Source organism: Rathayibacter sp. AY1A7, assembly GCF_002930845.1.
In the GTDB taxonomy this organism is placed as follows: domain Bacteria; phylum Actinomycetota; class Actinomycetes; order Actinomycetales; family Microbacteriaceae; genus Rathayibacter.
Window position 1 is genome coordinate 240104 of sequence record NZ_PSTL01000001.1, and the last position, 23361, is coordinate 263464.

The following is a 23361-nucleotide window of genomic DNA, read 5'->3' on the forward strand; positions in this document are numbered from 1 at the left end:
TCGTGTTCAGCACCGCTGTGAACATCGCTGCGGAAGAAGGTGACGTCCCCGCGGTCATTCTGATCCCGGAGTTCTACGACTTCTTCTGGTCGGGGGTGATCTTCCTCATCCTGCTGTTCTTCTTCTGGAGGCTGGTCCTGCCGCGCCTGCAGAAGATGCTCGACGCGCGCTCCGCCGCGATCGAGGGGAACATCGCGAAGGCCGACGAGGCCCAGCGACAGGCCGAGGCCGCCCTCGAGAAGTACACCGCCCAGCTGGCCGAGGCCCGCGCCGAGGCCGGAGTGATCCGTGAGAAGGCGAACGCCGACGGCAACGCGATCGTGGCGGCGAAGAAGGAGCAGGCGCAGGTCGAGGCCGAGCGCATCCTCCACAACGCGCACGCTCAGATCGAGGCGGACCGTCAGGCCGCCGTGGTCTCGCTCCGCTCCGAAGTCGGAACCCTCGCCATCGACCTCGCCTCCGGCGTGATCGGCGAGAGCCTCAACGACGACGCGAAGGCGTCCGCGATCGTGGACCGCTTCCTCGCCGACCTCGAGGCCTCGGAGAAGGCGAACAACTGATGGGCAGCGCGTCCAGGCAGGCACTCGCATCGGCGAAGGCGGAGCTCTCCGCCCTCGCCGGTCAGGCGTCCCTCGACACGGCCCAGCAGCTCTTCGAGGCCGCACGGGTCATCGACGGCCAGGCGCAGCTGCGCGCGGCCCTCGCCGACCCGAGCGCCGACTCGAGCAGCAAGCAGGCTCTCGTCGCCCGCGTGTTCGGTCCCTTCGGCGAGCCGGCCAAGCGCCTGCTCACCGTGATCGTCGGCCACCGCTGGTCGGGCCCGAGCGACATGGTCGCCGGGGTCGAGGAGGTCGGGGTCCGCGCGATCGCGTCGTCCGCTCCGGAGGGCGTCAACCTCGAGAAGGAGCTCCACTCCTTCGGCGAGGTCGTCGCCTCCGACGCCCAGCTCGAGCTCGCGCTCGGCAGCAAGCTCGCCGCCGCCGACTCGAAGGTCGCGCTCGTGCAGCGCCTCCTCGAGGGCAAGGCCGCGGCCGAGACGCTGGCGATCCTCCGGCAGCTGATCGCGCACCCGCGCGGTCGCCGCATCCCGGAGCTCGTCCGCTTCGCAGCAGGCGTGGTCGCCGACCAGGGCGGGTTCATCCTCGCCACGGTCTCGGTCGCCGCACCGATCGCCCCCGAGCAGCTCGACCGGCTCCGCTCGGCGCTCACGCGCCAGTACAGCCGACCGGTCTCCGTCAACGTCGTGGTCGATCCCTCCCTCCTGGGCGGGATGCGCCTGCACGTCGGCGACGAGGTCATCGACGGAACCGTCTCCGCACGGCTGTCCGACCTGAAGCTCCAGCTCGCGTCCTGACGGGCGCACGTATCCTCAGAGGGCACTGCCCTCGACCCCCGCACCATCCAGGTCAGGCCCCGACGACCTCTTCGGCTCGCACGGACCCAACGAATAGGAATTCCCATGGCAGATATCACCATCAGCCCGGATGAGATCCGCGACGCGCTGAAGGACTTCGTCTCGTCGTACGAGCCGGGCAAGGCCTCCACCACCGAGGTCGGCTACGTCATCGACGCCGCCGACGGCATCGCCCACGTCGAGGGCCTCCCCGGCGTCATGGCCAACGAGCTCATCCGCTTCTCCAACGGTGTCCTGGGCCTGGCCCAGAACCTCGACGAGAACGAGATCGGCGTCGTCGTCCTCGGCGAGTTCTCCGGCATCGAGGAGGGCATGGAGGTCACCCGCACCGGCGAGGTCCTCTCGGTCCCCGTCGGCGACGGCTACCTCGGCCGCGTCGTCGACCCGCTCGGCAACCCGATCGACGGGCTCGGCGAGATCGCCTCCGAGGGCCGCCGCGCCCTCGAGCTCCAGGCTCCCGGCGTCATGTCGCGCAAGTCGGTCCACGAGCCGCTGCAGACCGGCATCAAGGCCATCGACGCGATGATCCCGGTCGGCCGCGGCCAGCGCCAGCTCATCATCGGCGACCGCCAGACCGGCAAGACGGCCATCGCGATCGACACGATCATCAACCAGAAGGCCAACTGGGAGTCGGGCGACACGAACAAGCAGGTCCGCTGCATCTACGTCGCCATCGGCCAGAAGGGCTCGACCATCGCCTCGGTGAAGGGCGCGCTCGAGGACGCCGGAGCGATGGAGTACACGACCATCGTCGCGTCCCCCGCCTCCGACCCCGCCGGCTTCAAGTACCTCGCCCCCTACACAGGCTCGGCCATCGGTCAGCACTGGATGTACGGCGGCAAGCACGTCCTGATCATCTTCGACGACCTGTCGAAGCAGGCCGAGGCCTACCGCGCCGTGTCGCTCCTCCTGCGCCGCCCGCCGGGACGCGAGGCGTACCCGGGTGACGTCTTCTACCTGCACTCCCGTCTGCTGGAGCGCTGCGCGAAGCTGTCCGACGAGCTCGGCGCCGGCTCGATGACCGGTCTCCCGATCATCGAGACCAAGGCGAACGACGTCTCGGCCTACATCCCGACCAACGTGATCTCGATCACCGACGGCCAGATCTTCCTCCAGTCCGACCTCTTCAACGCCAACCAGCGGCCCGCGGTCGACGTGGGCATCTCGGTCTCGCGGGTCGGCGGCGACGCGCAGGTCAAGTCGATCAAGAAGGTCTCCGGCACGCTGAAGCTCGAGCTGGCGCAGTACCGCTCGCTCGAGGCCTTCGCGATGTTCGCCTCCGACCTCGACGCCGCCTCGCGCCGTCAGCTCGCCCGCGGCGCCCGCCTGACCGAGCTGCTCAAGCAGCCGCAGTACTCGCCGTACCCCGTCGAGGAGCAGGTCGTCTCGATCTGGGCCGGAACGAACGGCAAGCTCGACGAGGTCCCGGTCCCCGACGTGCTGCGCTTCGAGCGCGAGCTCCTGGACTACCTGGGCCGCAACACCCAGGTGCTGAACACCCTCCGCGACACCAACGTGCTCTCCGACGACACCGTCGCCGAGCTCAACCGTGCCGTCGACGGCTTCAAGCTGGAGTTCCAGACCGGTGAGGGCAAGCCGCTCGCCTCGGTCGGGCGCGAGGAGCACCAGGCCATCGCGGCCGACGAGGTCGGCCAGGAGAAGATCGTCAAGGGCCGTCGCTGACCAGCGGCACCCCGTCGATTCGCCACTTTTAGGACAACAGGAGACACATGGGAGCGCAACTCCGGGTCTACCGGTCGAAGATCCGCTCGGCCCAGACGACCAAGAAGATCACTCGGGCCATGGAGCTGATCTCGGCCTCGCGCATCCAGAAGGCGCAGAACCGCGTCGCTGCCGCGGCGCCGTACTCGAACGCGATCACGCGCGCCGTGTCCGCTGTCGCGACCTACTCGAACGTGGAGCACCCGCTCACGACCGAGCGCGAGAAGCTGGACACGGCCGCGATCGTGATCTTCACCTCCGACCGCGGCCTCGCCGGCGCGTTCTCCTCGAGCGTGCTCAAGGAGGCCGAGGAGCTGGCCGCGCTGCTGCGCAGCGAGGGCAAGGAGGTCGTCTTCTACCTGGTCGGCCGCAAGGCGAACGCGTACTTCTCGTTCCGGAAGCGGGCCAGCGTCCGCGTCTGGACGGGCGGCACCGACCAGCCCGTGTTCGAGACGGCGAAGGAGATCGCGGACGCGGTCGTCGAGTCGTACAACCTCGATGACGAGGAGGGCGGCGTGGACGAGATCCACCTCGTCTACAACCGCTTCGTCAGCATGGTCACCCAGCAGCCGACCGTCGTCCGGCTGCTGCCGCTCGAGGTCGTCGAGGGCGCCGAGGAGCAGAACAGCGAGCTTTACCCGCTCTACGAGTTCGAGCCCGACCCCGAGACGGTCCTCGACCGCCTCCTGCCCGTGTACGTCGAGAGCCGCATCTTCAACGCGATGCTGCAGTCGGCGGCCTCGGAGCACGCGGCACGCCAGAAGGCCATGAAGTCGGCGAGCGACAACGCGGACACGCTGATCAAGACCTACACGCGTCTCGCCAACAACGCCCGCCAGACCGAGATCACGCAGCAGATCGCCGAGATCGTCGGCGGCGCCGACGCCCTGTCCTCCTCCAAGTAAGAGGGCTCCGCTCCACACAGTTTCGACTCCGCCCTCCGGGAGCGGTGAGACCACAGAAGGAAGTAGCAATGACACTGACCGCACCTGAGGCGGCGACCGGGACGTCGGGCGGGGCCATCGGCCGCATCGCCCGCGTCACCGGCCCCGTCGTTGACATCGAGTTCCCCCACGACGCGATCCCCGAGGTCTACAACGCGCTCTACACGCACGTCGAGGTCGAGGGCGTCTCGAGCAAGCTGACCTTCGAGGTCGCGCAGCACCTGGGCGACGACCTCGTCCGGGCCATCTCCCTGAACCCCACCGACGGACTCGTCCGCGGCCAGGAGGTCCACGACACCGGCCTGCCGATCTCGGTCCCGGTCGGCGACGTGACCAAGGGCAAGGTCTTCAACGTGATCGGCGAGGTGCTCAACGCCGACGCCGACGGGAAGATCAACGGAGAGTCGTTCGAGATCACCGAGCGCTGGCCGATCCACCGCAAGCCCCCGCAGTTCGACCAGCTCGAGTCCAAGACCGAGCTGTTCGAGACCGGCATCAAGGTCATCGACCTGCTCACTCCGTACGTGCAGGGCGGCAAGATCGGCCTGTTCGGCGGCGCGGGCGTCGGCAAGACCGTCCTCATCCAGGAGATGATCCAGCGCGTCGCGCAGGACCACGGTGGAGTGTCCGTGTTCGCCGGCGTCGGCGAGCGCACCCGTGAGGGCAACGACCTCATCGCCGAGATGGAGGAGGCGGGCGTCTTCGACAAGACCGCTCTCGTCTTCGGCCAGATGGACGAGCCGCCGGGAACGCGTCTGCGCGTCGCCCTGTCGGCCCTGACCATGGCGGAGTACTTCCGCGATGTGCAGAAGCAGGACGTGCTGCTCTTCATCGACAACATCTTCCGCTTCACGCAGGCCGGCTCGGAGGTGTCGACCCTGCTGGGCCGCATGCCCTCCGCGGTGGGCTACCAGCCGAACCTCGCCGACGAGATGGGTGTGCTCCAGGAGCGCATCACCTCGACGCGCGGACACTCGATCACCTCGCTGCAGGCGATCTACGTCCCCGCCGACGACTACACCGACCCGGCGCCGGCGACCACCTTCGCCCACCTCGACGCGACCACCGAGCTCTCCCGCGAGATCGCGTCGAAGGGCCTCTACCCGGCCGTCGACCCGCTCACGTCCACCTCGCGCATCCTCGACCCCCGCTACCTGGGCGCCGACCACTACCGCGTGGCGACGAACGTGAAGCAGATCCTGCAGAAGAACAAGGAGCTGCAGGAGATCATCGCGATCCTCGGTGTCGACGAGCTGTCGGAGGAGGACAAGATCACGGTGTCGCGTGCGCGCCGGATCCAGCAGTTCCTCTCGCAGAACACCTACATGGCGAAGAAGTTCACCGGTGTCGAGGGATCGACCGTCCCGCTGAAGGACACGATCGAGTCGTTCGACGCGATCACCAAGGGCGAGTTCGACCACGTGGCCGAGCAGGCGTTCTTCAACGTCGGCTCGATCTCGGACGTCGAGGAGAAGTGGACCCAGATCCAGAAGGAGAACGGCTGATCATGGCCGGGACCCTGAAGGTCAGCGTCGTGTCCGCGAACGCCGAGGTGTGGTCCGGAGAGGCGAAGCAGCTCACGGCTCGCACGGTCGAGGGCGAGATCGGCATCCTCGCCGGCCACGAGCCGATGCTCGCGATCCTCGCCACCGGCGAGGTGCGCGTCACGGCCCTGGACGGCACGCGTCTCACCGCGCAGGCCGACGACGGCTTCCTGTCCGTCGAGAACGACGTGGTGACCGTGGTCGCCCGTCAGGCATCGCTGGTCTAGTACACCGCCGCTCACCGCGGCTCGGAGGGGCCGGACGATCATCGCGATCGTCCGGCCCCTTCGTCGTGCCGCCCGTCCCTCTTCTCCGAAGGAGTCCTGTGCACGTCCTGCTGCCACCGTCCGAGACGAAGCGCGACGGCGGCGACGAGCCGTTCGTGCTCGAGTCGCTCGCCTTCCCCGAGCTCCACGCGAAGCGGCGCGAGCTGGCGGAGGCGCTGATCGCGCTGGCCGGGGACCCCGAGCTCTCTGCCCGGGCGCTGAAGCTCGGTCCGCGTCAGTTCGGCGAGATCGATCGCAACGCGGGGCTCGCGACCGCGGCAGGTCTCCCCGCGGTCGACCGCTTCGACGGGGTGCTGTTCGATGCGCTCGACGCGCGCAGCCTCGATCCCGGTGCACGGGAGGTGCTCGGTCGGACGGCGATCGTGCAGTCCGCGCTCTGGGGGCCGATCCGCGCCCTCGACCTGATCCCTGCATACCGTCTGTCCCACGACTCCCGTGTGCCGGGCAGACCGCTCAAGCGGTGGTGGGCGGCGGAGGCCGGGCGGGTGCTGAGCGCGCTCGACGGGCTCGTCCTCGATCTGCGGAGCGAGGCGTACGCGGCGCTCGGACCGGTCCCTGCGGGCGAGGGGCGGTTCTTCGTCCGCGTCCGCTCGCGCGGGGCCGACGGCGTCCTCCGGTCGCTGAACCACTTCAACAAGCAGGGCAAGGGACGCTTCGTCAGGGCGCTGGCGGAGGACCGGGTGGCGACGGAGTCGCTCGGCGAGCTCTCGGCGTGGGCGGCCGGGCGCGGGTTCCTGCTCGCCGAGAACCGGCACACGGGAGAGCTCGACCTCGTCGTGCCGGAGTCGTAGGCGTCAGCGTCGGCGCCAGCAGCCGGTGAGGTGGTCGTCGACGACTCCGGCCGACTGCATCAGCGCGTACGCGGTGGTCGGTCCGACGAAGCGGAGCCCGGCGGCCTTCAGCACTCGCGCGAGCGCCGTCGACCCGGGCGTCGTCGCAGGGACGTCGGCGGCTCGGACCACCCGGTCCTCGACGTCCGGATCGTGGAAGGACCACACGAGCTCGTCGAGCGCGCCCTCGCCTCTCTGCTCCAGGAGCGCGAGCACGGCCCGGGCGTTGTCCCGGGTGGCGATGATCTTCGCGCGGTTCCGGATGATGCCGCTGTCCTCCATCAGCCGCTCGACATCGGTGTCGTCGTACCGGGCGACGCGGGCCGGATCGAAGCCGTCGAAGGCCTCGCGGAACCTCGGCCGCTTGCGGAGGATCGTGATCCAGGAGAGGCCGGACTGGAACGCCTCGAGGGAGATCTTCTCGAACAGCGGGCGATCTCCGTGCAGCGGGGTGCCCCATTCCTCGTCGTGGTAGCGGCGGTACTCCGGATCCGCGCCGCTCCAGGCGCAGCGGACCAGGCCGTCCTCTCCCTCGACGAGTCCGTCGGCCGTGCTCATCGGTGGGGGATCCCCTCGTGATCGAGAAGCCAGGCTTTCGTGGCGACGCCCTCGCCCGCGCTGAAGCCGGTGATCCGTCCGTCGCTCGCGAGGACGCGGTGGCAGCCCACGATGATCGGCACCGGGTTCGCACCTACCGCTCCGCCGATCGGCCGGCCCGCCCGGGGGCGACCGGCGGCCGTGCCCAGTGCACCGTAGGAGGTGATCTCCCCGAAGCCCAGAGCCTGGAGCCGCTGCCAGATCTCGAGCTGGAAGGGCGTGCCGCGCAGAGCGACCGGCAGATCGAACGAGCGGCGGGTCCCGTCGAAGTACTCGTCCAGCTGCTCGACGGCCCGCAGGAGCACCGGGAGGTCCGACTCCGGGAGGTGCTCGTGAGGGAGCAGACCGGCCTGCTCGATGGCGAGCGAGACGATCGCATCGCCGTCGCTGCCCACCTCGATGCGGCCGAGGGGGCTCGTCGTCCGTCGGACGTGAAGGGGAGTCGTTCTCATGCGTCGAGAGTATCCGCGGGGCTCCCCACCGACCGGCGGGAATCGGACACCGGTGCAGAACTCGGCCGATCGGTCCCTGTGGAGGGATTCCTGGCCGGAGGGCGCCATCCGAGCGCCGGCGATTCGGTGTCGATGGGACCTCTCCCTCCACAGGCGGCGATCTCGAGATCCTTCCGATGATCCCGAGGGCCGTCGCTCCCGGCGGGTGCGAGGGTCGGCAGGATCGCAGCATGACCTCCTCAGCGATCTTCCTCCACCCCGCTCCCGCCTCGCGTGTCCCGGCCTCACCCGACGACGCCGCCCTGTTCCACGCCGCTCACGGATCCCGGCGGGGTGCGGCCGAGGCGAGCCTCGTGCTCGTCCCGTTCCGGGCCGGCGCGCCGAGCGGCTCGCTCCGCTTCGAGCTGTCGGGGGCGGATCCGTCCCTGATCGCGCGGGCCAGCCTCGGTGCGCTCGGCCGGTTCGGGCGGGTGCAGCGAGCACTCGCGCTGGTGCATCCCGGCGAGGCGGGTCCGGAGTCGTGCGAGGGACTCGTCGCCGCCCTCGAGGAGCGTGCGCGCCGGCTCCCCGGTCTCGCCCTTCGGGTCGCCGTGCTCCCGTCGTCCGGCGGCGACGACGGGCTCGAGGCCGGCGACCGGGACGACCCGCGAGCGGTGGCCGCCGCGGTCGACCGTCTCCTCGACCGCCACCCGCGGGCTGAACTGCCCGACGTGCTGTTGCGCGGTGTCGACGACCTCCTCCGGCGAGCTCTCGCCGGTCCCGATCCCGAGGTCCGGCCGGCGGGCCTGGCTGCGCTCGTCGTGGCCGTGCAGCGCAGCCGCGGTGCGGACCGCGTGCTGCGGTCGGCGCGGGGCGGTGACCCCGGCGCGGCGGGAGCGCTCGCCCCGCTGCTCCGCCGTGCCGCCGTCGTCGCACCCGCGAGCGAGCGAGCCGGAGTGCTCGTCCTCCTCGCGCGGATCCTGGCCGGTGAGGGCCGTGCCGACGAGGCCGGACGGCTCGCCGACGAGGCCGTCGCTCTCGATCCGCACCACGCAGGTGCGCGCCGGGTCGCGGCCGCACTCGCCGCCGATCGGCGGGAGCGCGCCGCGTGAGGTCGCTAGAGCCGCGACCAGGCCTCGGTGAGAACGCTCCGGAGGATCTGCTCGATCTCGTCGAACTCGCGCGGGCCGATGGTGAGCGGCGGCGCGAGCTGCACGACGGGATCGCCTCGGTCGTCCGCTCGGCAGTACAGCCCCGCGTCGAAGAGCCCCTTCGAGAGGAATCCGCGCAGCAGCCGCTCCGACTCGTCCTCGTCGAACGTCTCCTTCGTCGCCTTGTCCTTCACCAGCTCGATGCCGAAGAAGTAGCCGTCGCCCCGGACGTCGCCGACGATCGGCAGGTCGAGCAGCTTCTCGAGCGTGGACCGGAAGACGGGCGAGTTCTCTCGCACGCGCTCGTTCAGGCCCTCCTCCTCGAAGATGTCGAGGTTCTCGAGCGCGACCGCGGCCGAGACGGGGTGGCCGCCGAAGGTGTAGCCGTGCGGGAAGACGACCTGACCGTGGCGGAAGGGCTCGTAGATCCGATCGCTGACGATCGTCGCGCCGATGGGGGAGTAGCCGCTGGTCATCCCCTTCGCGCAGGTGATCATGTCCGGCACGTAGCCGTACTCGTCGCAGGCGAACATGTGCCCGATGCGGCCGAACGCGCAGATCACCTCATCGGACACCAGCAGCACGTCGTGCTTGTCGCAGATCTCGCGGACCCTCTGGAAGTACCCGGGAGGGGGCGGGAAGCAGCCGCCCGAGTTCTGCACGGGCTCCAGGAACACGGCGGCCACCGTGTCCGGCCCCTCGAACTCGATCATCTCCTCGATGCGGTTCGCCGCCCACAGGCCGAACGCCTCCAGGTCGTCGCCGTGCTCGGGAGCCCGGTAGAAGTTGGTGTTGGGGACGCGGAAGCCGCCCGGCACCAGCGGCTCGAACATCGACTTCATCCCGGGGATGCCCGTGATCGCGAGCGCTCCCTGGGGAGTGCCGTGATACGCGACCGAGCGCGAGACGACCTTGTGCTTGCCCGGCTTGCCCTGCAGCTTCCAGTAGTGCTTGGCGAGCTTGAACGCCGTCTCCACCGCCTCGCCGCCGCCGGTCGAGAAGAAGACCCGGTTCAGGTCGCCCGGCGCGTGGTCGGCGAGCCGGTCGGCCAGCTCGATCGCCGAGGGGGTCGCGTAGGACCAGAGCGGGAAGAAGGAGAGCTCGGACGCCTGCTTCGCCGCGGCCTCCGCCAGTCGGCGCCGCCCGTGTCCCGCATTGACGACGAAGAGGCCGGACAGGCCGTCGAAGTACTTGCGCCCGGTGCTGTCCCAGATGTGGTGTCCCTCGCCGCGCGTGATGATCGGCACGCCCGCGCCCGAGTCCATCGTCGACTGACGGGTGAAGTGCATCCAGAGGTGGTCCTTCGCCTTCTTCTGCAGGGAGGCGTCGTCGGTCCCCCCAGGCGCGTCGGTCCCGCGGACGGGATCGCCCGACTCGAGGCCGGAGGTCGAGAAGGCTGTCTCGGTGGTCATCTTTTACCGCGTTCCCCAGTTGTAGAACTGCTTGTGGAGCTTCAGATAGACGAAGGTCTCGGTCGAGAGCACGCCGGGAAGCGACCGGATCTCCTGGTTGAGCAGGGCGATCAGATCGTCGTCGTTCTCGCACACGACCTCGGCGAGGATGTCGAAGGAGCCGGCCGTCAGCACGACGTAGTCGACGGCGGGGATGGAGGCGAGCCGGTCCGCGACGTCGCGGGTGTCGCCGGTGACGCGCACACCGATCATCGCCTGGCGGTAGAAGCCGAGCTGCATCGGATCCGTCACCGCGACGATCTGCATGACGCCCGACTCGGTGAGCTTCTGCACCCGCTGCCGGACGGCCGCCTCGCTCAGGCCCACGGCCTTGCCGATCTCGGCGTACGAGCGCCGACCGTCGGCCTGCAGCTGCTCGATGATCGCCTTCGACACCTCGTCGAGCTGGACAGGACGCTGAGAGGGCGGGCGAGACGGGGCCATGCGGCGATTCTGGCAGTCCACGGATGCCCGGGCAAGTGGATCCGCACGTCGGAGCTCGATCCGGCATCGGATCCGGTGGTCGGAGCGTCGACCCGTCTGCGCGACGGACATCGGGCGACAGCGATGGCGGCCGGCTCGGCGGAGGGCCGTCAGCGACTACCATCGGGAGGCGGCCGGGCACCCCTGGCGCCGGCGGTCACGGGCCGTCGGACCGGACGGCCGCGGGCCACGGGGATGCGAGGAGCAGCGATGACGCAGATCGGCCGCAGCCGCGCGTCCGTCACCGTCCCCGTCTCCGCCTGGAGCTCCGACGCACCCTCGGCCGAAGTCACCCTCGGCTGGGCCGCGCGCACCGAGACCGGCCACGTGCGCAGCGCGAACGAGGACAGCTACCTCGCCAAGAGCCCGCTCTTCGCTGTCGCCGACGGGATGGGCGGGCACGCGGCAGGAGAGGTCGCCAGCGACGCGGTCGTGTCGCGCCTGTCCACCGCGGCGCTCGGCGCGACCGTCGGAGCGGAGGAGATCGACCGGGCGCTTCGAGAGGCGGTCGGGGACATCGCCCGGCAGTCGCACACGGCCGACGTCGGCACCGGGACCACGGTCACCGGGATCGCGCTCACGGTGGTCGGGGGAGAGCCCTATTGGTCCGTCTTCAACATCGGCGACTCGCGCGTGTACCTGAGCGTCGCCGGGACCCTCGTGCAGCTCACCGTGGACCACTCCATCGTCCAGGAGCTGGTCGACGCGGGCCTGATCTCCCGCGACGAGGCCGACGTGCATCCGCACAGCAACGTGATCACCCGCGCGGTCGGCTTCCACGAGGCGCCCGTCCCCGACTACCGGCTCGTGCCCGTCCTCGCCGGATCGCGTCTGCTGATCTGCTCGGACGGACTCACGAAGGAGCTGACCGATGCCGGCGTCGGCCACCTGCTCAGCGGCACCGGCTCCGCTCAGGAGGCGGCCGACGCCCTGGTCGACGCCGCGCTGGACAACGGCGGGCGCGACAACGTCACCGTGATCGTCGTCGACGTCCTCGCGGTCACCGGCGACGAGGAGGCCGGCGCGCCGGTCTGACGAGCAGCGCTCCGGCACGGGACGGCCGCGGTGGCGGTGCCGCCGGACCGCCCGCACGCGCCGAACGGCCGTACGACGGTCCTGCGCCTGCCGGTTCGCGTCGGGTTCGGCCGGCTCGGGGCTCCCCGCGCCGGCGCTGGGTACGATGGTGAGCGGAAGGGCGTTCTCGGTGATCTGCAGCACGTGTGGCTCCAACCTCGCTCCCGGGGCGATCCTCTGCGGCGAGTGCGGTTCGTCGGTGGCGGCGCATGCCACGACGGGTGCGTCCCGCCCCTCGTCCTCCGGCGACACAACGGTCCTCGATCCGTCCCGCCGTGCCTGGCTGCCGGGCCTGGCCCCCGGCCGGCACCGCCGTCCCGCCCCCGGCGCTCCGATGGCGCCGCCCTCGCAGGGGCTCGTGCGCCTCAGCTTCGCGACCGGGCAGCACGCGATCGTGACCGGCAACGGCCTGATCGGACGCCAGCCGCTCCCGGACCCCAACGAGACGTTCCGGCACATCCTCGCGATCCCGGATCCGTCGCGATCCCTCTCCAAGACCCACCTCGAGTTCGGCTTCGACGAGGGCGGGCTCTGGGTCAGGGACCGCTGGTCGGCCAACGGGTCCGTGCTGGTCGCACCGACCCAGGCGCCGCTCCCGCTCGAGGCCGGCCGCCGCTACCGCGCGAAGCTCGGCAGCCGGATCCTGCTCTCCTCGGTCGAGATGGCGGTCGAGCGCGTCGACGGGTCCGCCGGCGGCTCGGGACGCCCGCCCCTCACCCGCTGACGGCACGGCCTCCGGGGACCGAATCGGCGGTCGATACGGCCTCCGGGTGCGGAATTCGTGACGATCATGTTTCCGGATGAGCGTTCTCCTCCGTTCGCCGTGACAGGCGGATGAGCGCTGTGCCAGTATTTCCCCACGTTCGGCCCCCGAGGCACGAGCCCCGACGCAGTCAGGAGCCCCCGCCATGACCCGTCCCCTCCCGAGGGATCCCGTCCTCCGCCGGGCCGTCGCCGCGGCACGCTCGCACGAGCGCGAGCGCCGGGCGGTCCTCTCGCGTCGGGCGGTCCTCGGCGGGATCGGCCTCGGAGCGGGTGCCCTCGCCCTGGCCGCCTGCGCCCCGCAGACCCGTGCCGCTCCGACCGCCGCCGCCGACGGATCGGCCGGCGACCCGCGCCTGGTGTGGGACAACTGGCCCGCCTACATGGACGAGGACGACGACGGGAACCACCCCACGCTCCAGGGCTTCGAGGAGCAGACGGGCATCGCGGTGACCTACAACGTCGCCGTCGACGACAACAACTCGTACTACGGCAAGGTGAAGGATCAGCTCGCGCTCGGGCAGTACATCGGCGCCGACACGGTCTGCCTGACGGAGTGGATGGTCTCGCGCCTGGTCCGCCGCGGCTACGTGCAGGAGCTCGACCACGCGAACATCCCGAACATCGCCAACCTCACCCCCTCGCTGGCGAACCCCGACTTCGATCCGGGCCGTCGGCTCTCCCTCCCGTACCAGGCGGGGTTCTCGGGCATCTGCTGGAACAGGGAGAAGCTGCCGAAGGGCCTCTCGAGCATCGAGGATCTGTGGGATCCGTCGCTCCGCGGCCGCGTCGGCGTGCTGAGCGAGATGCGCGACACGATCGGGCTCATCATGCTCGCTCAGGGGACGGACATCGCCGGCTCCTGGGGCGACGACGAGTACATGAACGCGATCGACGTCTTCCGCGAGCAGGTCGACGCCGGACAGATCCGCAACATCAAGGGGAACGCGTACCTCAACGACCTGCAGAACGAGGACACCCTCGCGGCGATCTGCTGGTCCGGCGACATCACCCTGATCAACGCCGAGGCCGGCGACAAGTGGGAGTTCGCCTTCCCCGACTCGGGCGGCGCGCTCTGGAACGACACCTTCGTGGTCCCGATGGGCTCCGAGCGCAAGGCCAACGCCGAGGCCCTGATGAACTACTACTACGAGCCCGAGGTCGCCGCCGAGGTGGCCGCCTGGGTCAACTACATCACCCCCGTGGATGGAGCGAAGGACGTCATGGAGAGCATCGATCCGGAGCTGGCCGAGAACCAGCTGATCTTCCCCGACGAGGACACGCTCGCGCAGGCGCACGTGTTCCGGACCCTGACCGCCGCGGAGGAGAAGGAGTACCAGGCCGAGTTCCAGAAGGTGCTCCTGGGCATCTGATGGCGATCGGGACCTTCGCCGAGAGCGGCGCCGACCTCCAGCTGGTCGGGATCAGCAAGCAGTACCCGGGCTTCACGGCCATCGACTCCCTGGACCTCACCATCCCGGCGGGCTCCTTCTTCGCCCTGCTGGGCCCCTCGGGCTGCGGCAAGACGACGACGCTGCGCCTGGTCGCCGGGCTCGAGGAGCCCTCCGCCGGCCGGATCCTCATCGGCGGGCGGGACGTCACCGAGACGAAGACGTACCAGCGGCCCGTCAACACCGTGTTCCAGTCGTACGCGCTGTTCCCGCACATGTCGATCCTCGAGAACGTCGCCTTCGGCCTGAAGCGGCGGAGGATCGCCGACCCCGTCGGCAAGGCGCACGAGGCGCTCCGCCTGGTCGAGCTCGACCACCTCGCCCAGCGCCGCCCCGCGCAGCTCTCCGGTGGTCAGCAGCAGCGGGTCGCCCTCGCACGCGCCCTCGTCAACCGGCCCGCCCTGCTCCTGCTCGACGAGCCGCTCGGCGCCCTCGACCTCAAGCTCCGCCGGCAGATGCAGCTGGAGCTCAAGTCGATCCAGGAGGAGGTGGGCCTCACCTTCCTCCACGTCACGCACGACCAGGAGGAGGCCATGACGATGGCCGACACCGTCGCGGTGATGAACAAGGGCAGGATCGAGCAGATGGGCGCGCCGGAGGAGCTCTACGAGCTCCCGCGCACCGCGTTCGTCGCGAACTTCCTCGGCCAGTCCAACCTCTTCACGGGCGAGGTGGTCGGCAGCACCGACCGCGCACTCACCGTCGACGCGGGCGGGCACCGGATCGTCGTGCCCGTCGCCCGCTGCGCCCGCACGAGCGGGGAGATCACGGTCGGCGTCCGCCCCGAGAAGCTCCTGCTGCTGACGCAGGAGCCGTCGGCGGAATCCGGCCGGAACGTGCTCGGGCCCGGCCGCGTGGTCGACGTCTCCTTCAGCGGGGTCAGCACCCAGTACACGATCCGGATGCCGGGCCTGGGCCCGGTGGTCGTCTTCGCGCAGAACATGGTCTTCGGGCCGGTCGTCGGCGAGGGAGCGGAGGTGTGGGTCGGCTTCAGCACCGAGCACGGCTTCGGACTCGCGGACGAACCGGGCTCGGTCCCGCGCTTCGAGGCGGACGACTCCACCAGCGCCATCGCCGTGCAGCGCCGGGGGCTCCTGGCCGGTCGCAGCGGGGGAGCGTAGGCATGGCCTTCGCCGCCTTCGCCACGGGGCAGGCGGATCCTCAGGACGCTCCGGTCCGCCGGCGGTCGACGATCGCGCTGGTCCTGCTGCTGCCGGGCATCGCCTACATGCTGCTGTTCTTCCTGGCACCGCTGATCTCGCTCGTGCTCACCTCGTTCCAGGCCGAGGTGCCGGACGGGGACATCGGCGAGTACGCCCCCGGGTTCGCCTGGCAGAACTACCTCGTGGTGATGGGCGACTACTGGCCGCACGTGCTCCGCTCCTTCGGCTACGCGCTGATCGCGACGGTGCTCGCGCTGGTGATCAGCTACCCGCTGGCCTACTTCATCGGAGTGAAAGCGCGGCCCTGGCCGCTGCTGCAGAACCTGCTCCTCACGCTGGTGATCGCGCCCTTCTTCATCAGCTTCCTGCTCCGGACGCTGGCGTGGAAGCAGATCCTCGCGGACGAGAGCCCGCTCGTGCAGGCGCTCAAGGCCGTGGCGGTCCTGCCGAGCGACGGCCACCTCACGGGGACGCCGATCGCCGTGATCTTCGGCATCACCTACAACTTCATCCCGTTCATGACGCTGCCGCTGTACACGACGCTCGAGCGCCTCGACGTGCGCCTCCTGGAGGCGGGGTCGGATCTCTACGCGCACCCCGCCTCCGTGTTCTGGAGCGTGACGGTCCCCCTGTCGATGCCGGGCATCGTCTCGGGCACGCTGCTGACGTTCATCCCCGCGGCGGGCGACTACATCAACGCGAGCCGGGACTTCCTCGGCTCGTCGCAGACCTCGATGGTGGGCAACGCGATCGAGGCGAACTTCCTCACGCTCGAGAATTACCCGGCGGCCGCCGCGCTCTCGATCGTGCTGATGGCCGTGATCCTGGTCATCGTCGGCTTCTACGTGAAGCGCAGTGGAACGGAGGACCTCCTGTGACCGCGACGGCCGACCGTCCGCTCGCGAGCGCCCAGGAGGCGCTCGGCGCGCCGCCCCCAGCCCCGATCCGGGGCCGCCGCCGCTTCCGGGGCCTCGGGCTCGGCGTCTACACGGCGCTGGCGCTGCTCTTCCTGCTCATCCCTATCGGGTACACCTTCGTCTTCTCCTTCAACGACTCGGGGAAGAGCAACCTCGCCTGGCGCGGGTTCACCCTCGACAAGTGGGTGTCGGCCTGGACCAGCGAGGAGGTGATGACCGCCTTCGGGAACAGCCTGCTGGTCGGTGTGATCGCCACCGTGCTGGCCACTGCGCTCGGCACCATGATCGCCATCGCGCTCGTGCGGTTCCGCTTCCGGTTCCGGTCGGCGATCAGCCTGCTGCTGTTCCTCCCCATGGCGACTCCGGAGGTGGTGCTCGGAGCCGGCCTCGCCGCGCAGTTCCTCAGCGTGGGCGCCGAGAAGGGGCTGGTCACGATCGTGCTGGCGCACACGATGTTCTGCATCAGCTTCGTCGTGGTCACCGTGAAGGCGCGGGTGGCGAGCCTGGACCCGAAGCTGGAGGAGGCGGGACGCGACCTCTACGCGTCGCCGAACCAGGTCTTCTGGCGGATCACCTTCCCGCTGCTGCTGCCCGGCATCCTCGCCGCGGCGCTGCTCTCGTTCGCGCTGAGCTTCGACGACTTCATCATCACGAACTTCAACTCCGGATCGGTCACCACGTTCCCGAAGTACATCTACATCGCGGCGGCGCGCGGCATCCCGGCGGAGGCGAACGTCATCGCATCGGCGGTGTTCGTCCTGGCGATCCTCGTGGTGGTGATCACGCAGGTCTCCGCGGCTGCCCGGGCGAAGCGCCTCGCGCGCGAGCAGTAGCTCAGGGCGTGCCGGGACGTGCGGTCAGACGTAGGAGGCACGGATCGCGCCGACCGGGCGCCCGCCGCCCGACACGACCGGGTTGAGCCGCACCAGCACGTCGTTCGCCGCGGTCCGGTGCACCGCGTCCGCCTCGACCAGGAGCTTCAGCGCGACCACGGTCGCGGCGCGCAGGCTCCCGTCGAGGATCTTCAGGGCGACGGTGGTGCCGTCGGGCGAGGCCATCACGAGCACGCCCTCGGCGCCGAGCTTGGCGACCAGGCCCAGGCGCTCGATCACGACGGTGTTGTCCCGGCCCGGGCCGTCGATCGCCCACGCGTTCTCGAGGATCGCGGCCGTGAGGACGCCCGCCTGGCGGTAGAGGCCGAACGGTGAGGCGGGGGAGGAGGACACGATCCGCGAGACGCCCTTCGCCAGCGCGGTCAGAGGAAGGGCGTGCACGGGAGCTCCGCAGCCGTCGATCCCCGAGGCCACGACGCGCTCGCCGGTGAGGCGCTCGATCGTGTCGACGATGTGCTGCTGCAGCGGGTGCGTCCGCTCGAGGTAGTCCTCGGTGCTCCAGCCGTTCTGCACGCAGGCCAGCAGCATCGCCGCGTGCTTGCCCGAGCAGTTCATGTAGAGCGGGTCCGGAGTCGCGCCCGCCCGCAGCAGCTGAGCGCGGGTCCCGGAGTCGCCGGGCCAGTCGGCCGGGCACTGCAGGGCGGTGTGGTCCAGGCCGGCGCGGAAGAGCAGGTTCTGCACCAGCGCCACGTGCTGGGGGATGCCGGCGTGGCTCGCGGTGGCGATGACCGCCTCCGCGCCGTTCAGCTCGACTCCGGCGGTCATCACCGCGAGGGCCTGGAACGGCTTGAGGCAGGAGCGGGGGAAGACGGGAGCCGTCGGGGTGCCGAGGCTGCGGGCGACGCGGCCCTCGGAGTCGAGGAGGACGGCGGAGCCGGCGTGGCGCGACTCGACGAACCCGGATCGCTCGACGACGGCCAGCTCGACGGACTCGGCGACGGTGAAGGTTCCTGCTGGCATCCCCCCATCCTGCCCGATGCGCCGACCGGACCCGCGCTCCCGGAGACGCCGAAGGCCACCGGGGAGCGCCTCGGCGCCTGCGGTGGCCTTCGGAGGATCGCGCTTAGAGGGTGGCGAACGCGTCAGCGATGACCGACACGGCGTCGTCGAGCAGCTCGTCGGTGAGGGCGAGGCTCGGCAGGAAGCGGACCACGTTGCCGTAGGTGCCGGCGCTCAGCACGAGGACCCCGTGCTGGGCGGCGTAGTCGATGATCGCCTGGACCGCGACGGCGTTCGGCTCCTTCGTGGTGCCGGCGGTGCCGGGCTGCACGAGCTCCATCGCCATCATCGCGCCGATGCCGCGGACGTCGCCGATGATGTCGTAGCGCTCCTGCAGGCCTCGCAGCGCCGCGCCCAGGCGTGCGCCGATCCGGTCGGCCTCGGCGAGGAGGCCCTCGCGCTCGATGCGCTCGAAGACCGCGACGGCGGCGGCGGCGGCGACGGGGTTCCCGCCGAAGGTGCCGCCCAGTCCGCCGGCCTGCGCCGAGTCCATGATCTCGGCGCGGCCCGTCACGCCCGCGAGCGGCAGGCCGCCGGCGATGCCCTTGGCCGAGAGGACGAGGTCGGGGACGAGGCCGAGGTGCTCGCTGGCGAACCAGGCGCCGGTGCGGGCCATGCCCGACTGGATCTCGTCGGCGACGAAGACGATGCCGTTGGCCGTGCACCACTCCTGCAGTGCCGGGAGGAAGCCGTCGGCGGGGACCATGAAGCCGCCCTCGCCCTGGATGGGCTCGGCGACGAGGCAGGCCAGGGCGGACGCGCCGACGGTCTTCTCGAGGTACGAGATCGCGCGCTGGGCGGCCTCGGCTCCCGACAGGCCGTCGTGGTACGGGTACGAGCTCGGCGCACGGTGGACGTCGCTGGCGAAGGGTCCGAAGCCCAGGCCGTAGGGCAGCGCCTTGAAGTTCATGGCCATCGTGAGGTTCGTGCGTCCGTGGTACGCGTGGTCGAGCACCGCGACGCCGGGGCGGCCGGTGTGCTTGCGCGCGATCTTGACGGCGTTCTCGACCGCCTCGGCACCGGAGTTGACCAGGACGGTCTTCTTGGCGAAGTCGCCGGGGGTGTGCTGGGCCAGCAGCTCCGCGACGCGGATGTAGGGCTCGTACGGTGTGACGGTGAAGAGGGTGTGCGTGAGGCGCGCGAGCTGCTCCGCGGCGGCCGCGACGACGGAGTCGTCGGTGTGCCCGATCGTCGTCACGCCGATGCCGGCGCCGAGGTCGATGAAGCTGTTGCCGTCGACGTCGACCAGGATCGCGCCGTGCGCGCGGTCGATGTAGACGGGGAGCGCGGTGCCGACGCCGGTGGGCACGACGGCGAGGCGGCGCTCGTGCAGGGCCCGGGATCGCGGCCCGGGGATCTCGGTCGCGACGCGCCGCTCCTGGGGGACTGCGGACGTGGGAACCTGGGGGGCGAGCGTGTCTGTCATGGTCCTCGGAGTCTACCCGCGGGGGTTCCGCGTCCAGAGGTCCAGACCGGCGCGACCGGCCTGATCCACCGCCGTCGAGGAGGAGCCCGATGAAGTCCGAGCACGAGTACGCGGTGTCCGTCGTCTGGGAGGGCGACCGGGGCACCGGCACGAGCGGCTACCGCGAGTACGGGCGCCAGCTGACCGTCACGGCGGAGGGCCCGGCGCCCATCCTCGCCTCGGCCGACACGCCCTTCCGGGGCGACGCCGACCGCTGGAACCCGGAGCAGCTGCTCCTCGCGGCGCTCGCGCAGTGCCACCTCCTCTCGTACCTGCACGTGGCGGTCAAGAACGGAGTCGTCGTCACCGGCTACACGGACGACGCGGTGGGCTCGATGCTGCAGGAGGGGGAGAGCGGCCGCTTCACCTCGGTGACCCTCCGGCCCCGCGTCACTGTCGCCGAGGAGTCGATGGTGGCGATCGCCCAGACGCTGCACGCCGAGGCCTCCCGGCTCTGCTTCATCGCCAACTCCGTGAACTTCCCCGTCGCCCACGAGCCGGAGGCGTCCGCGCGCTGAGGCTCAGCGGCGCTCGTGCGGGAGCGCCCGGCGGATGCGCTCGACCGTGGTCGTCGGCGGCGACTCGTTGTACGCACCGGCGAGCTCCTGCCCGGAGAGCGCGTGGACGGCCGCCATCACCTCGTCGGTGGCGTGGCGTCGGGCGCGGCCGGAGTCGGCGGAGCCGTGCCGCGAGAGGTCCAGCGGAGCCCCGAAGCGGACCGTGATCCGGTGCAGGCGCGGCACCCTCGTGCCCACCGGCTGGAGCTCCTGCGTGCCGATCATGCCGACGGGGACCACCGGCGCGCCCGTGGTGAGGGCGAGCCATGCCACTCCGGTGCGGCCCTTGTAGAGGCGCCCGTCGCGGGAGCGGGTGCCCTCGGGGTAGACGGCGAACGCCTCGTCCCGCTCGAGGATCGCCCGGCCGAGGTCCAGCGCCTCCTGAGCGGCCTGGCCGGCGCCGCGCTCGACCGCGACGGCTCCGACACTCGTGAAGAACGCGCGCGAGAGGGCGCCCCGCACGCCGGTCCCCGTGAAGTAGTCCGACTTGGCCAGGAACTGCACCGGCCGCGGGGCGAGCAGCGTCAGCACCGGGGAGTCGATGAACGAGAGGTGGTTGGCCGCCAGGATCACGCGTCCCTCGGCCGGGACGTTGTCGCGCCCCTCCACGATCGGCCGGTAGACCAGCCGGCCGACGCCGCCGATGGACAGGCGCGCCAGACGCGCGGAGAGGCCGATCCCCGGGGGAGTCGGCCTCTCGTGGTCGTCGTCGATCCGCATTCCGACGAAGCTACCGGGGCGTCCATGCCGCTCCGGTCATGCGGCGGATCAGCCGAACTGGGCGAGCGCCTCCTCGATGACCGTCGCGGCGTCGTCGATGAGCTCCTCGCTGATGACCACGCTCGGCATGATCCGCAGCACGCTGTCCCAGCTGCCCGCGTCGAGGACGATCACGCCGTTCGTGGTGGCGTGCTTCAGGATCGCTGTGAGCGCCTCCGGGTACTGCTTCTTCGTGCCCGGGTGGACGAGCTCGACGCCCCACATGGCGCCCTTGCCGCGGACCTCGCCCACGACCGCGAAGCGCTCGGCCCAGTCGCCGATCCGCGCCTGCAGCAGGCGCTCGACCCGCTGCGCCTCCTCCAGCAGGCCCTCGGACTCGATCGCCTCGAACGTCGCGAGCGCCGCGGCGGTGGAGACGGGGTTGCCACCGAACGTGCCGCCGATGCCGCCGGGCTGCACGGCGTCCATGATCTCGGCGCGGCCGGTGACGGCGGCGAGCGGGAAGCCGCCGGCGATGCCCTTGGCCGTCGTGATGAGGTCCGGGACCACGCCGTGGTGCTCGATGGAGTACCAGGTGCCGGTGCGGGCGATGCCGGCCTGGATCTCGTCCGCGACGAAGACGATGCCGTTCTCGGTGCAGAACTCGGACAGGCGGCGGAAGTAGCCCGGCGCCGGGATGATGATGCCGCCGTCGCCCTGGATCGGCTCGACGAAGAGCGCGGCCAGCTCCTGCGCGCCGATGTGGGTGGTGATGTAGTCGATGGTGCGCTCGGCCGCCTCCTCGCCCGTCATGCCCTCGGGATCGCGGAACGGGTAGCTGATCGGGAGGCTGTAGATCTCGCCCGGGAAGGGGCCCATGCCCGCGCGCTCCGGCCAGGGGCGGTAGGTCATCGCCATCGTGAGGTTGGTGCGGCCGTGGAAGGCGTGGTCGAGCGTAGCGATGGCGCGGCGGCCGGTGAACTTCCGCGCGATCTTGACGGCGTTCTCGACCGCCTCCGCGCCGGAGTTCACCAGGATCGAGTGCTTCTCGAAGTCCCCGGGGGTGATCTCGGCGAGCTTCTCGGCGACCCGGACGTAGTTCTCGTACGGAGTGACGGTGAAGAGGGTGTGCGTCAGCTTCTCGGCCTGCGCGGCGGCCGCCGCGGCGACCGCGGGGTGCGCGTGGCCGATGGTGGTCACTCCGATGCCGCAGCCGAGGTCGATCAGGCGGTTGCCGTCGACGTCGACCAGGACCGCGCCCGACGCGTGGTCCATGTAGATGTTCGCGAGCGTCCCGGCGCCGCGAGAGACGCTGGCGACGCGGCGCTCCTGGAGGGCGACGGAGCGCGGGCCGGGGAGCTCGGTGACGAGCTCTCGGGACTGGGGGACCGAGAATTCACGCATGCCCCGATGGTAGGCCTGGGACCGTTCGAGGACCCGCACCCAGCGCGTTGCGAGGCGCGCCGTGCAGGATGGAGGCGATCCCCGAACGTCCACCGGCCGCCGCCGGTCACGAAAGGTGCCCCTGTGCGCAGAACCCTCGCGATCCTCGCCGTCCTCGGCGCCTCCCTGAGCCTGGCGGCCTGCACCCCCGGGGAGCCGGATGCAGCGCCGTCCGCCTCCGCCACCCCGCTCGGCTGCGCGACCGAGGGCGAGGCGACCGCCGCGGTGCAGACCAGCGGCGACTTCGCCACCAAGCCGGTCACCGTGTTCCCCAGCCCGGTCAGCGTGGATGCCACCGAGCGCTCCGTCGCGATCGAGGGCACCGGCGAGGAGGTCGCCGAGGGCGACACCGTGCTGGTCGACTACACGCTCTACAACGGGACGAGCGGTGCCGAGTTCTCGGCGAGCAGCTACGCGTCCGGTGGCCGCGCGGCCTTCGAGGTCGACACCGACCAGTACCTCGCCGGCCTCGTGAAGGCCGTCAACTGCGCGACCGTCGGCTCGCGCGTCGTCGCCGTCGTTCCCCCGGCCGACGCGTTCGGCGACGCCGGGCAGAGCCAGTTCGGCATCGCCGCGACCGACTCGATCGTCATGGTGATCGACGTCGAGCAGATCGTGCCGACCGCCGCCGACGGCGAGCCGCAGCCCCCGGTCGACGGCCTGCCGACGGTGGCGCTCGCCGAGGACGGGGCGCCCACCGTCACCATCCCCTCGACCGACCCGCCCGCCGACCTGCAGCTCGCCGTCCTCAAGAAGGGGAGCGGCGCGACCGTGGCCGACGGCGACCAGCTGATCGTGCAGTACCAGGGTGTGGTCTGGGGCACCGGCGAGGTGTTCGACCAGAGCTGGGGGAAGCCCGCTCCCGCCGCCTTCGGCACCGGCGACGTGATCGAGGGCTTCAAGGAGGCCGTGGTCGGCCAGACCGTCGGCTCGCAGGTGCTGGTCACCATCCCGCCGTCGAAGGGCTACGGCGACCAGGGCAACCAGAACGCGGGGATCAGCGGGACCGACACCCTCGTCTTCGTGGTCGACATCCTCGCCATCAGCTGACCGGGAGGCGCTGGCTGCTCCGTGCCAGGATGGG

The 23361-nt window shown here is 70.8% G+C and carries 24 protein-coding genes; 16 read left to right on the forward strand and 8 right to left on the reverse strand.

The window, feature by feature from the left end; translation table 11 throughout:
- Positions 1–2 precede the first annotated feature (2 nt).
- The 7 genes from C5B95_RS01035 (at position 3) to C5B95_RS01065 (ending at position 6702) form a co-directional block, all read left to right on the forward strand.
- The gene (locus C5B95_RS01035; RefSeq protein ID WP_244229449.1) at positions 3–560 is read left to right on the forward strand and encodes a F0F1 ATP synthase subunit B; all 558 of its coding nucleotides are present in this window, start codon (positions 3–5) and stop codon (positions 558–560) included.
- On the forward strand, positions 560–1354 hold the full coding sequence (locus C5B95_RS01040) for a F0F1 ATP synthase subunit delta (RefSeq protein ID WP_104348284.1): 795 nt from the start codon (positions 560–562) through the stop codon (positions 1352–1354). Before C5B95_RS01035 ends, C5B95_RS01040 begins: the two co-directional genes overlap by 1 nt.
- A 105-nt stretch (positions 1355–1459) precedes the next feature.
- Positions 1460–3097, forward strand: coding sequence for a F0F1 ATP synthase subunit alpha (gene atpA, locus C5B95_RS01045; RefSeq protein ID WP_104223023.1), 1638 nt, complete (start codon positions 1460–1462; stop codon positions 3095–3097).
- Positions 3098–3144: 47 nt separating this feature from the next.
- Positions 3145–4041 (forward strand): F0F1 ATP synthase subunit gamma, encoded by an 897-nt coding sequence (locus C5B95_RS01050; RefSeq protein ID WP_104223024.1) that lies wholly within the window; start codon positions 3145–3147, stop codon positions 4039–4041.
- A gap of 68 nt (positions 4042–4109) precedes the next feature.
- On the forward strand, positions 4110–5585 hold the full coding sequence (atpD, locus tag C5B95_RS01055; RefSeq protein WP_104223025.1) for a F0F1 ATP synthase subunit beta: 1476 nt from the start codon (positions 4110–4112) through the stop codon (positions 5583–5585).
- A gap of 2 nt (positions 5586–5587) precedes the next feature.
- A complete protein-coding gene (locus C5B95_RS01060) occupies positions 5588–5851 on the forward strand; it encodes a F0F1 ATP synthase subunit epsilon (protein ID WP_104223026.1) in 264 nt (87 codons plus the stop codon).
- Between the two features lie 98 nt (positions 5852–5949).
- On the forward strand, positions 5950–6702 hold the full coding sequence (locus C5B95_RS01065; protein ID WP_104348285.1) for a YaaA family protein: 753 nt from the start codon (positions 5950–5952) through the stop codon (positions 6700–6702).
- 3 nt (positions 6703–6705) lie between these two features.
- Here the strand turns inward: C5B95_RS01065 and C5B95_RS01070 are convergent, their stop codons facing one another.
- Entirely contained in the window at positions 6706–7299 is a 594-nt protein-coding gene (locus C5B95_RS01070) for a DNA-3-methyladenine glycosylase I (protein WP_104348286.1), read from the reverse strand.
- Complete coding sequence (locus C5B95_RS01075; RefSeq protein ID WP_104223029.1) at positions 7296–7790, reverse strand: methylated-DNA--[protein]-cysteine S-methyltransferase; 495 nt, start codon at positions 7788–7790, stop codon at positions 7296–7298. Before C5B95_RS01075 ends, C5B95_RS01070 begins: the two co-directional genes overlap by 4 nt.
- A 230-nt stretch (positions 7791–8020) precedes the next feature.
- Between C5B95_RS01075 and C5B95_RS01080 the strand changes: the two genes are divergently transcribed.
- The gene (locus C5B95_RS01080; protein WP_104348287.1) at positions 8021–8881 is read left to right on the forward strand and encodes a hypothetical protein; all 861 of its coding nucleotides are present in this window, start codon (positions 8021–8023) and stop codon (positions 8879–8881) included.
- 5 nt (positions 8882–8886) lie between these two features.
- Here the strand turns inward: C5B95_RS01080 and C5B95_RS01085 are convergent, their stop codons facing one another.
- Positions 8887–10332, reverse strand: coding sequence for an aspartate aminotransferase family protein (locus tag C5B95_RS01085; RefSeq protein ID WP_104262499.1), 1446 nt, complete (start codon positions 10330–10332; stop codon positions 8887–8889).
- A gap of 3 nt (positions 10333–10335) precedes the next feature.
- Positions 10336–10815 (reverse strand): Lrp/AsnC family transcriptional regulator, encoded by a 480-nt coding sequence (locus C5B95_RS01090; protein WP_104223032.1) that lies wholly within the window; start codon positions 10813–10815, stop codon positions 10336–10338.
- A 249-nt stretch (positions 10816–11064) separates the two neighbouring features.
- Here C5B95_RS01090 and C5B95_RS01095 point away from each other — a divergent pair, with 249 nt between their 5' ends.
- The 6 genes from C5B95_RS01095 to C5B95_RS01120 all read left to right on the forward strand — a co-directional run bounded on the left by C5B95_RS01095 (position 11065) and on the right by C5B95_RS01120 (position 17054).
- On the forward strand, positions 11065–11889 hold the full coding sequence (locus tag C5B95_RS01095) for a PP2C family serine/threonine-protein phosphatase (protein WP_104225583.1): 825 nt from the start codon (positions 11065–11067) through the stop codon (positions 11887–11889).
- Between the two features lie 238 nt (positions 11890–12127).
- Positions 12128–12652, forward strand: a complete 525-nt coding sequence (locus C5B95_RS01100) for a hypothetical protein (protein WP_104223034.1) — start codon at positions 12128–12130, stop codon at positions 12650–12652.
- A 184-nt stretch (positions 12653–12836) separates the two neighbouring features.
- Positions 12837–14063: a PotD/PotF family extracellular solute-binding protein gene (locus tag C5B95_RS01105; protein ID WP_104223035.1), complete on the forward strand. Its 1227-nt coding sequence runs from the start codon at positions 12837–12839 to the stop codon at positions 14061–14063.
- The gene (locus C5B95_RS01110; protein WP_104348288.1) at positions 14063–15262 is read left to right on the forward strand and encodes an ABC transporter ATP-binding protein; all 1200 of its coding nucleotides are present in this window, start codon (positions 14063–14065) and stop codon (positions 15260–15262) included. The genes C5B95_RS01105 and C5B95_RS01110 overlap by 1 nt, the downstream gene beginning before the upstream one ends.
- Before the next feature lie 2 nt (positions 15263–15264).
- Positions 15265–16182, forward strand: coding sequence for an ABC transporter permease (locus tag C5B95_RS01115; protein ID WP_104348289.1), 918 nt, complete (start codon positions 15265–15267; stop codon positions 16180–16182).
- A gap of 65 nt (positions 16183–16247) precedes the next feature.
- Positions 16248–17054, forward strand: a complete 807-nt coding sequence (locus C5B95_RS01120; protein ID WP_181027101.1) for an ABC transporter permease — start codon at positions 16248–16250, stop codon at positions 17052–17054.
- A gap of 24 nt (positions 17055–17078) precedes the next feature.
- On the opposite strand, the gene C5B95_RS01125 is transcribed toward C5B95_RS01120, so the two are convergent.
- Positions 17079–18074: an asparaginase gene (locus C5B95_RS01125; RefSeq protein WP_104348290.1), complete on the reverse strand. Its 996-nt coding sequence runs from the start codon at positions 18072–18074 to the stop codon at positions 17079–17081.
- Positions 18075–18177: 103 nt separating this feature from the next.
- Positions 18178–19539 carry a 4-aminobutyrate--2-oxoglutarate transaminase gene (gabT, locus tag C5B95_RS01130; RefSeq protein WP_104223040.1) on the reverse strand — a complete coding sequence of 454 codons (1362 nt, stop codon included), beginning with the start codon at positions 19537–19539 and terminating at the stop codon, positions 18178–18180.
- Between the two features lie 89 nt (positions 19540–19628).
- On the opposite strand from gabT, the gene C5B95_RS01135 reads away from it, so the two are divergent.
- A complete protein-coding gene (locus C5B95_RS01135; RefSeq protein ID WP_104223041.1) occupies positions 19629–20096 on the forward strand; it encodes an OsmC family protein in 468 nt (155 codons plus the stop codon).
- A gap of 3 nt (positions 20097–20099) precedes the next feature.
- Here the strand turns inward: C5B95_RS01135 and C5B95_RS01140 are convergent, their stop codons facing one another.
- Positions 20100–20855, reverse strand: a complete 756-nt coding sequence (locus C5B95_RS01140; RefSeq protein WP_104223042.1) for a 1-acyl-sn-glycerol-3-phosphate acyltransferase — start codon at positions 20853–20855, stop codon at positions 20100–20102.
- A gap of 48 nt (positions 20856–20903) precedes the next feature.
- On the reverse strand, positions 20904–22238 hold the full coding sequence (locus C5B95_RS01145; RefSeq protein ID WP_104223043.1) for an aminotransferase class III-fold pyridoxal phosphate-dependent enzyme: 1335 nt from the start codon (positions 22236–22238) through the stop codon (positions 20904–20906).
- A gap of 123 nt (positions 22239–22361) precedes the next feature.
- Here C5B95_RS01145 and C5B95_RS01150 point away from each other — a divergent pair, with 123 nt between their 5' ends.
- Complete coding sequence (locus C5B95_RS01150) at positions 22362–23327, forward strand: FKBP-type peptidyl-prolyl cis-trans isomerase (RefSeq protein ID WP_159939270.1); 966 nt, start codon at positions 22362–22364, stop codon at positions 23325–23327.
- Positions 23328–23361 lie beyond the last annotated feature (34 nt).

Bases quoted from the DNA above. Each gene is read 5' to 3' on its own strand.
- C5B95_RS01060 (WP_104223026.1), top strand. From the start codon at position 5,588: ATGGCCGGGACCCTGAAGGTCAGCGTCGTGTCCGCGAACGCCGAGGTG.
- C5B95_RS01095 (WP_104225583.1), top strand. From the start codon at position 11,065: ATGACGCAGATCGGCCGCAGCCGCGCGTCCGTCACCGTCCCCGTCTCC.
- C5B95_RS01070 (WP_104348286.1), bottom strand. From the start codon at position 7,299: ATGAGCACGGCCGACGGACTCGTCGAGGGAGAGGACGGCCTGGTCCGC.
- C5B95_RS01080 (WP_104348287.1), top strand. From the start codon at position 8,021: ATGACCTCCTCAGCGATCTTCCTCCACCCCGCTCCCGCCTCGCGTGTC.
- atpD (WP_104223025.1), top strand. From the start codon at position 4,110: ATGACACTGACCGCACCTGAGGCGGCGACCGGGACGTCGGGCGGGGCC.
- C5B95_RS01145 (WP_104223043.1), bottom strand. From the start codon at position 22,238: ATGCGTGAATTCTCGGTCCCCCAGTCCCGAGAGCTCGTCACCGAGCTC.
- C5B95_RS01040 (WP_104348284.1), top strand. From the start codon at position 560: ATGGGCAGCGCGTCCAGGCAGGCACTCGCATCGGCGAAGGCGGAGCTC.
- C5B95_RS01105 (WP_104223035.1), top strand. From the start codon at position 12,837: ATGACCCGTCCCCTCCCGAGGGATCCCGTCCTCCGCCGGGCCGTCGCC.
- atpA (WP_104223023.1), top strand. From the start codon at position 1,460: ATGGCAGATATCACCATCAGCCCGGATGAGATCCGCGACGCGCTGAAG.
- C5B95_RS01115 (WP_104348289.1), top strand. From the start codon at position 15,265: ATGGCCTTCGCCGCCTTCGCCACGGGGCAGGCGGATCCTCAGGACGCT.
- C5B95_RS01125 (WP_104348290.1), bottom strand. From the start codon at position 18,074: ATGCCAGCAGGAACCTTCACCGTCGCCGAGTCCGTCGAGCTGGCCGTC.
- gabT (WP_104223040.1), bottom strand. From the start codon at position 19,539: ATGACAGACACGCTCGCCCCCCAGGTTCCCACGTCCGCAGTCCCCCAG.
- C5B95_RS01085 (WP_104262499.1), bottom strand. From the start codon at position 10,332: ATGACCACCGAGACAGCCTTCTCGACCTCCGGCCTCGAGTCGGGCGAT.
- C5B95_RS01090 (WP_104223032.1), bottom strand. From the start codon at position 10,815: ATGGCCCCGTCTCGCCCGCCCTCTCAGCGTCCTGTCCAGCTCGACGAG.
- C5B95_RS01050 (WP_104223024.1), top strand. From the start codon at position 3,145: ATGGGAGCGCAACTCCGGGTCTACCGGTCGAAGATCCGCTCGGCCCAG.
- C5B95_RS01075 (WP_104223029.1), bottom strand. From the start codon at position 7,790: ATGAGAACGACTCCCCTTCACGTCCGACGGACGACGAGCCCCCTCGGC.
- C5B95_RS01110 (WP_104348288.1), top strand. From the start codon at position 14,063: ATGGCGATCGGGACCTTCGCCGAGAGCGGCGCCGACCTCCAGCTGGTC.
- C5B95_RS01140 (WP_104223042.1), bottom strand. From the start codon at position 20,855: ATGCGGATCGACGACGACCACGAGAGGCCGACTCCCCCGGGGATCGGC.
- C5B95_RS01135 (WP_104223041.1), top strand. From the start codon at position 19,629: ATGAAGTCCGAGCACGAGTACGCGGTGTCCGTCGTCTGGGAGGGCGAC.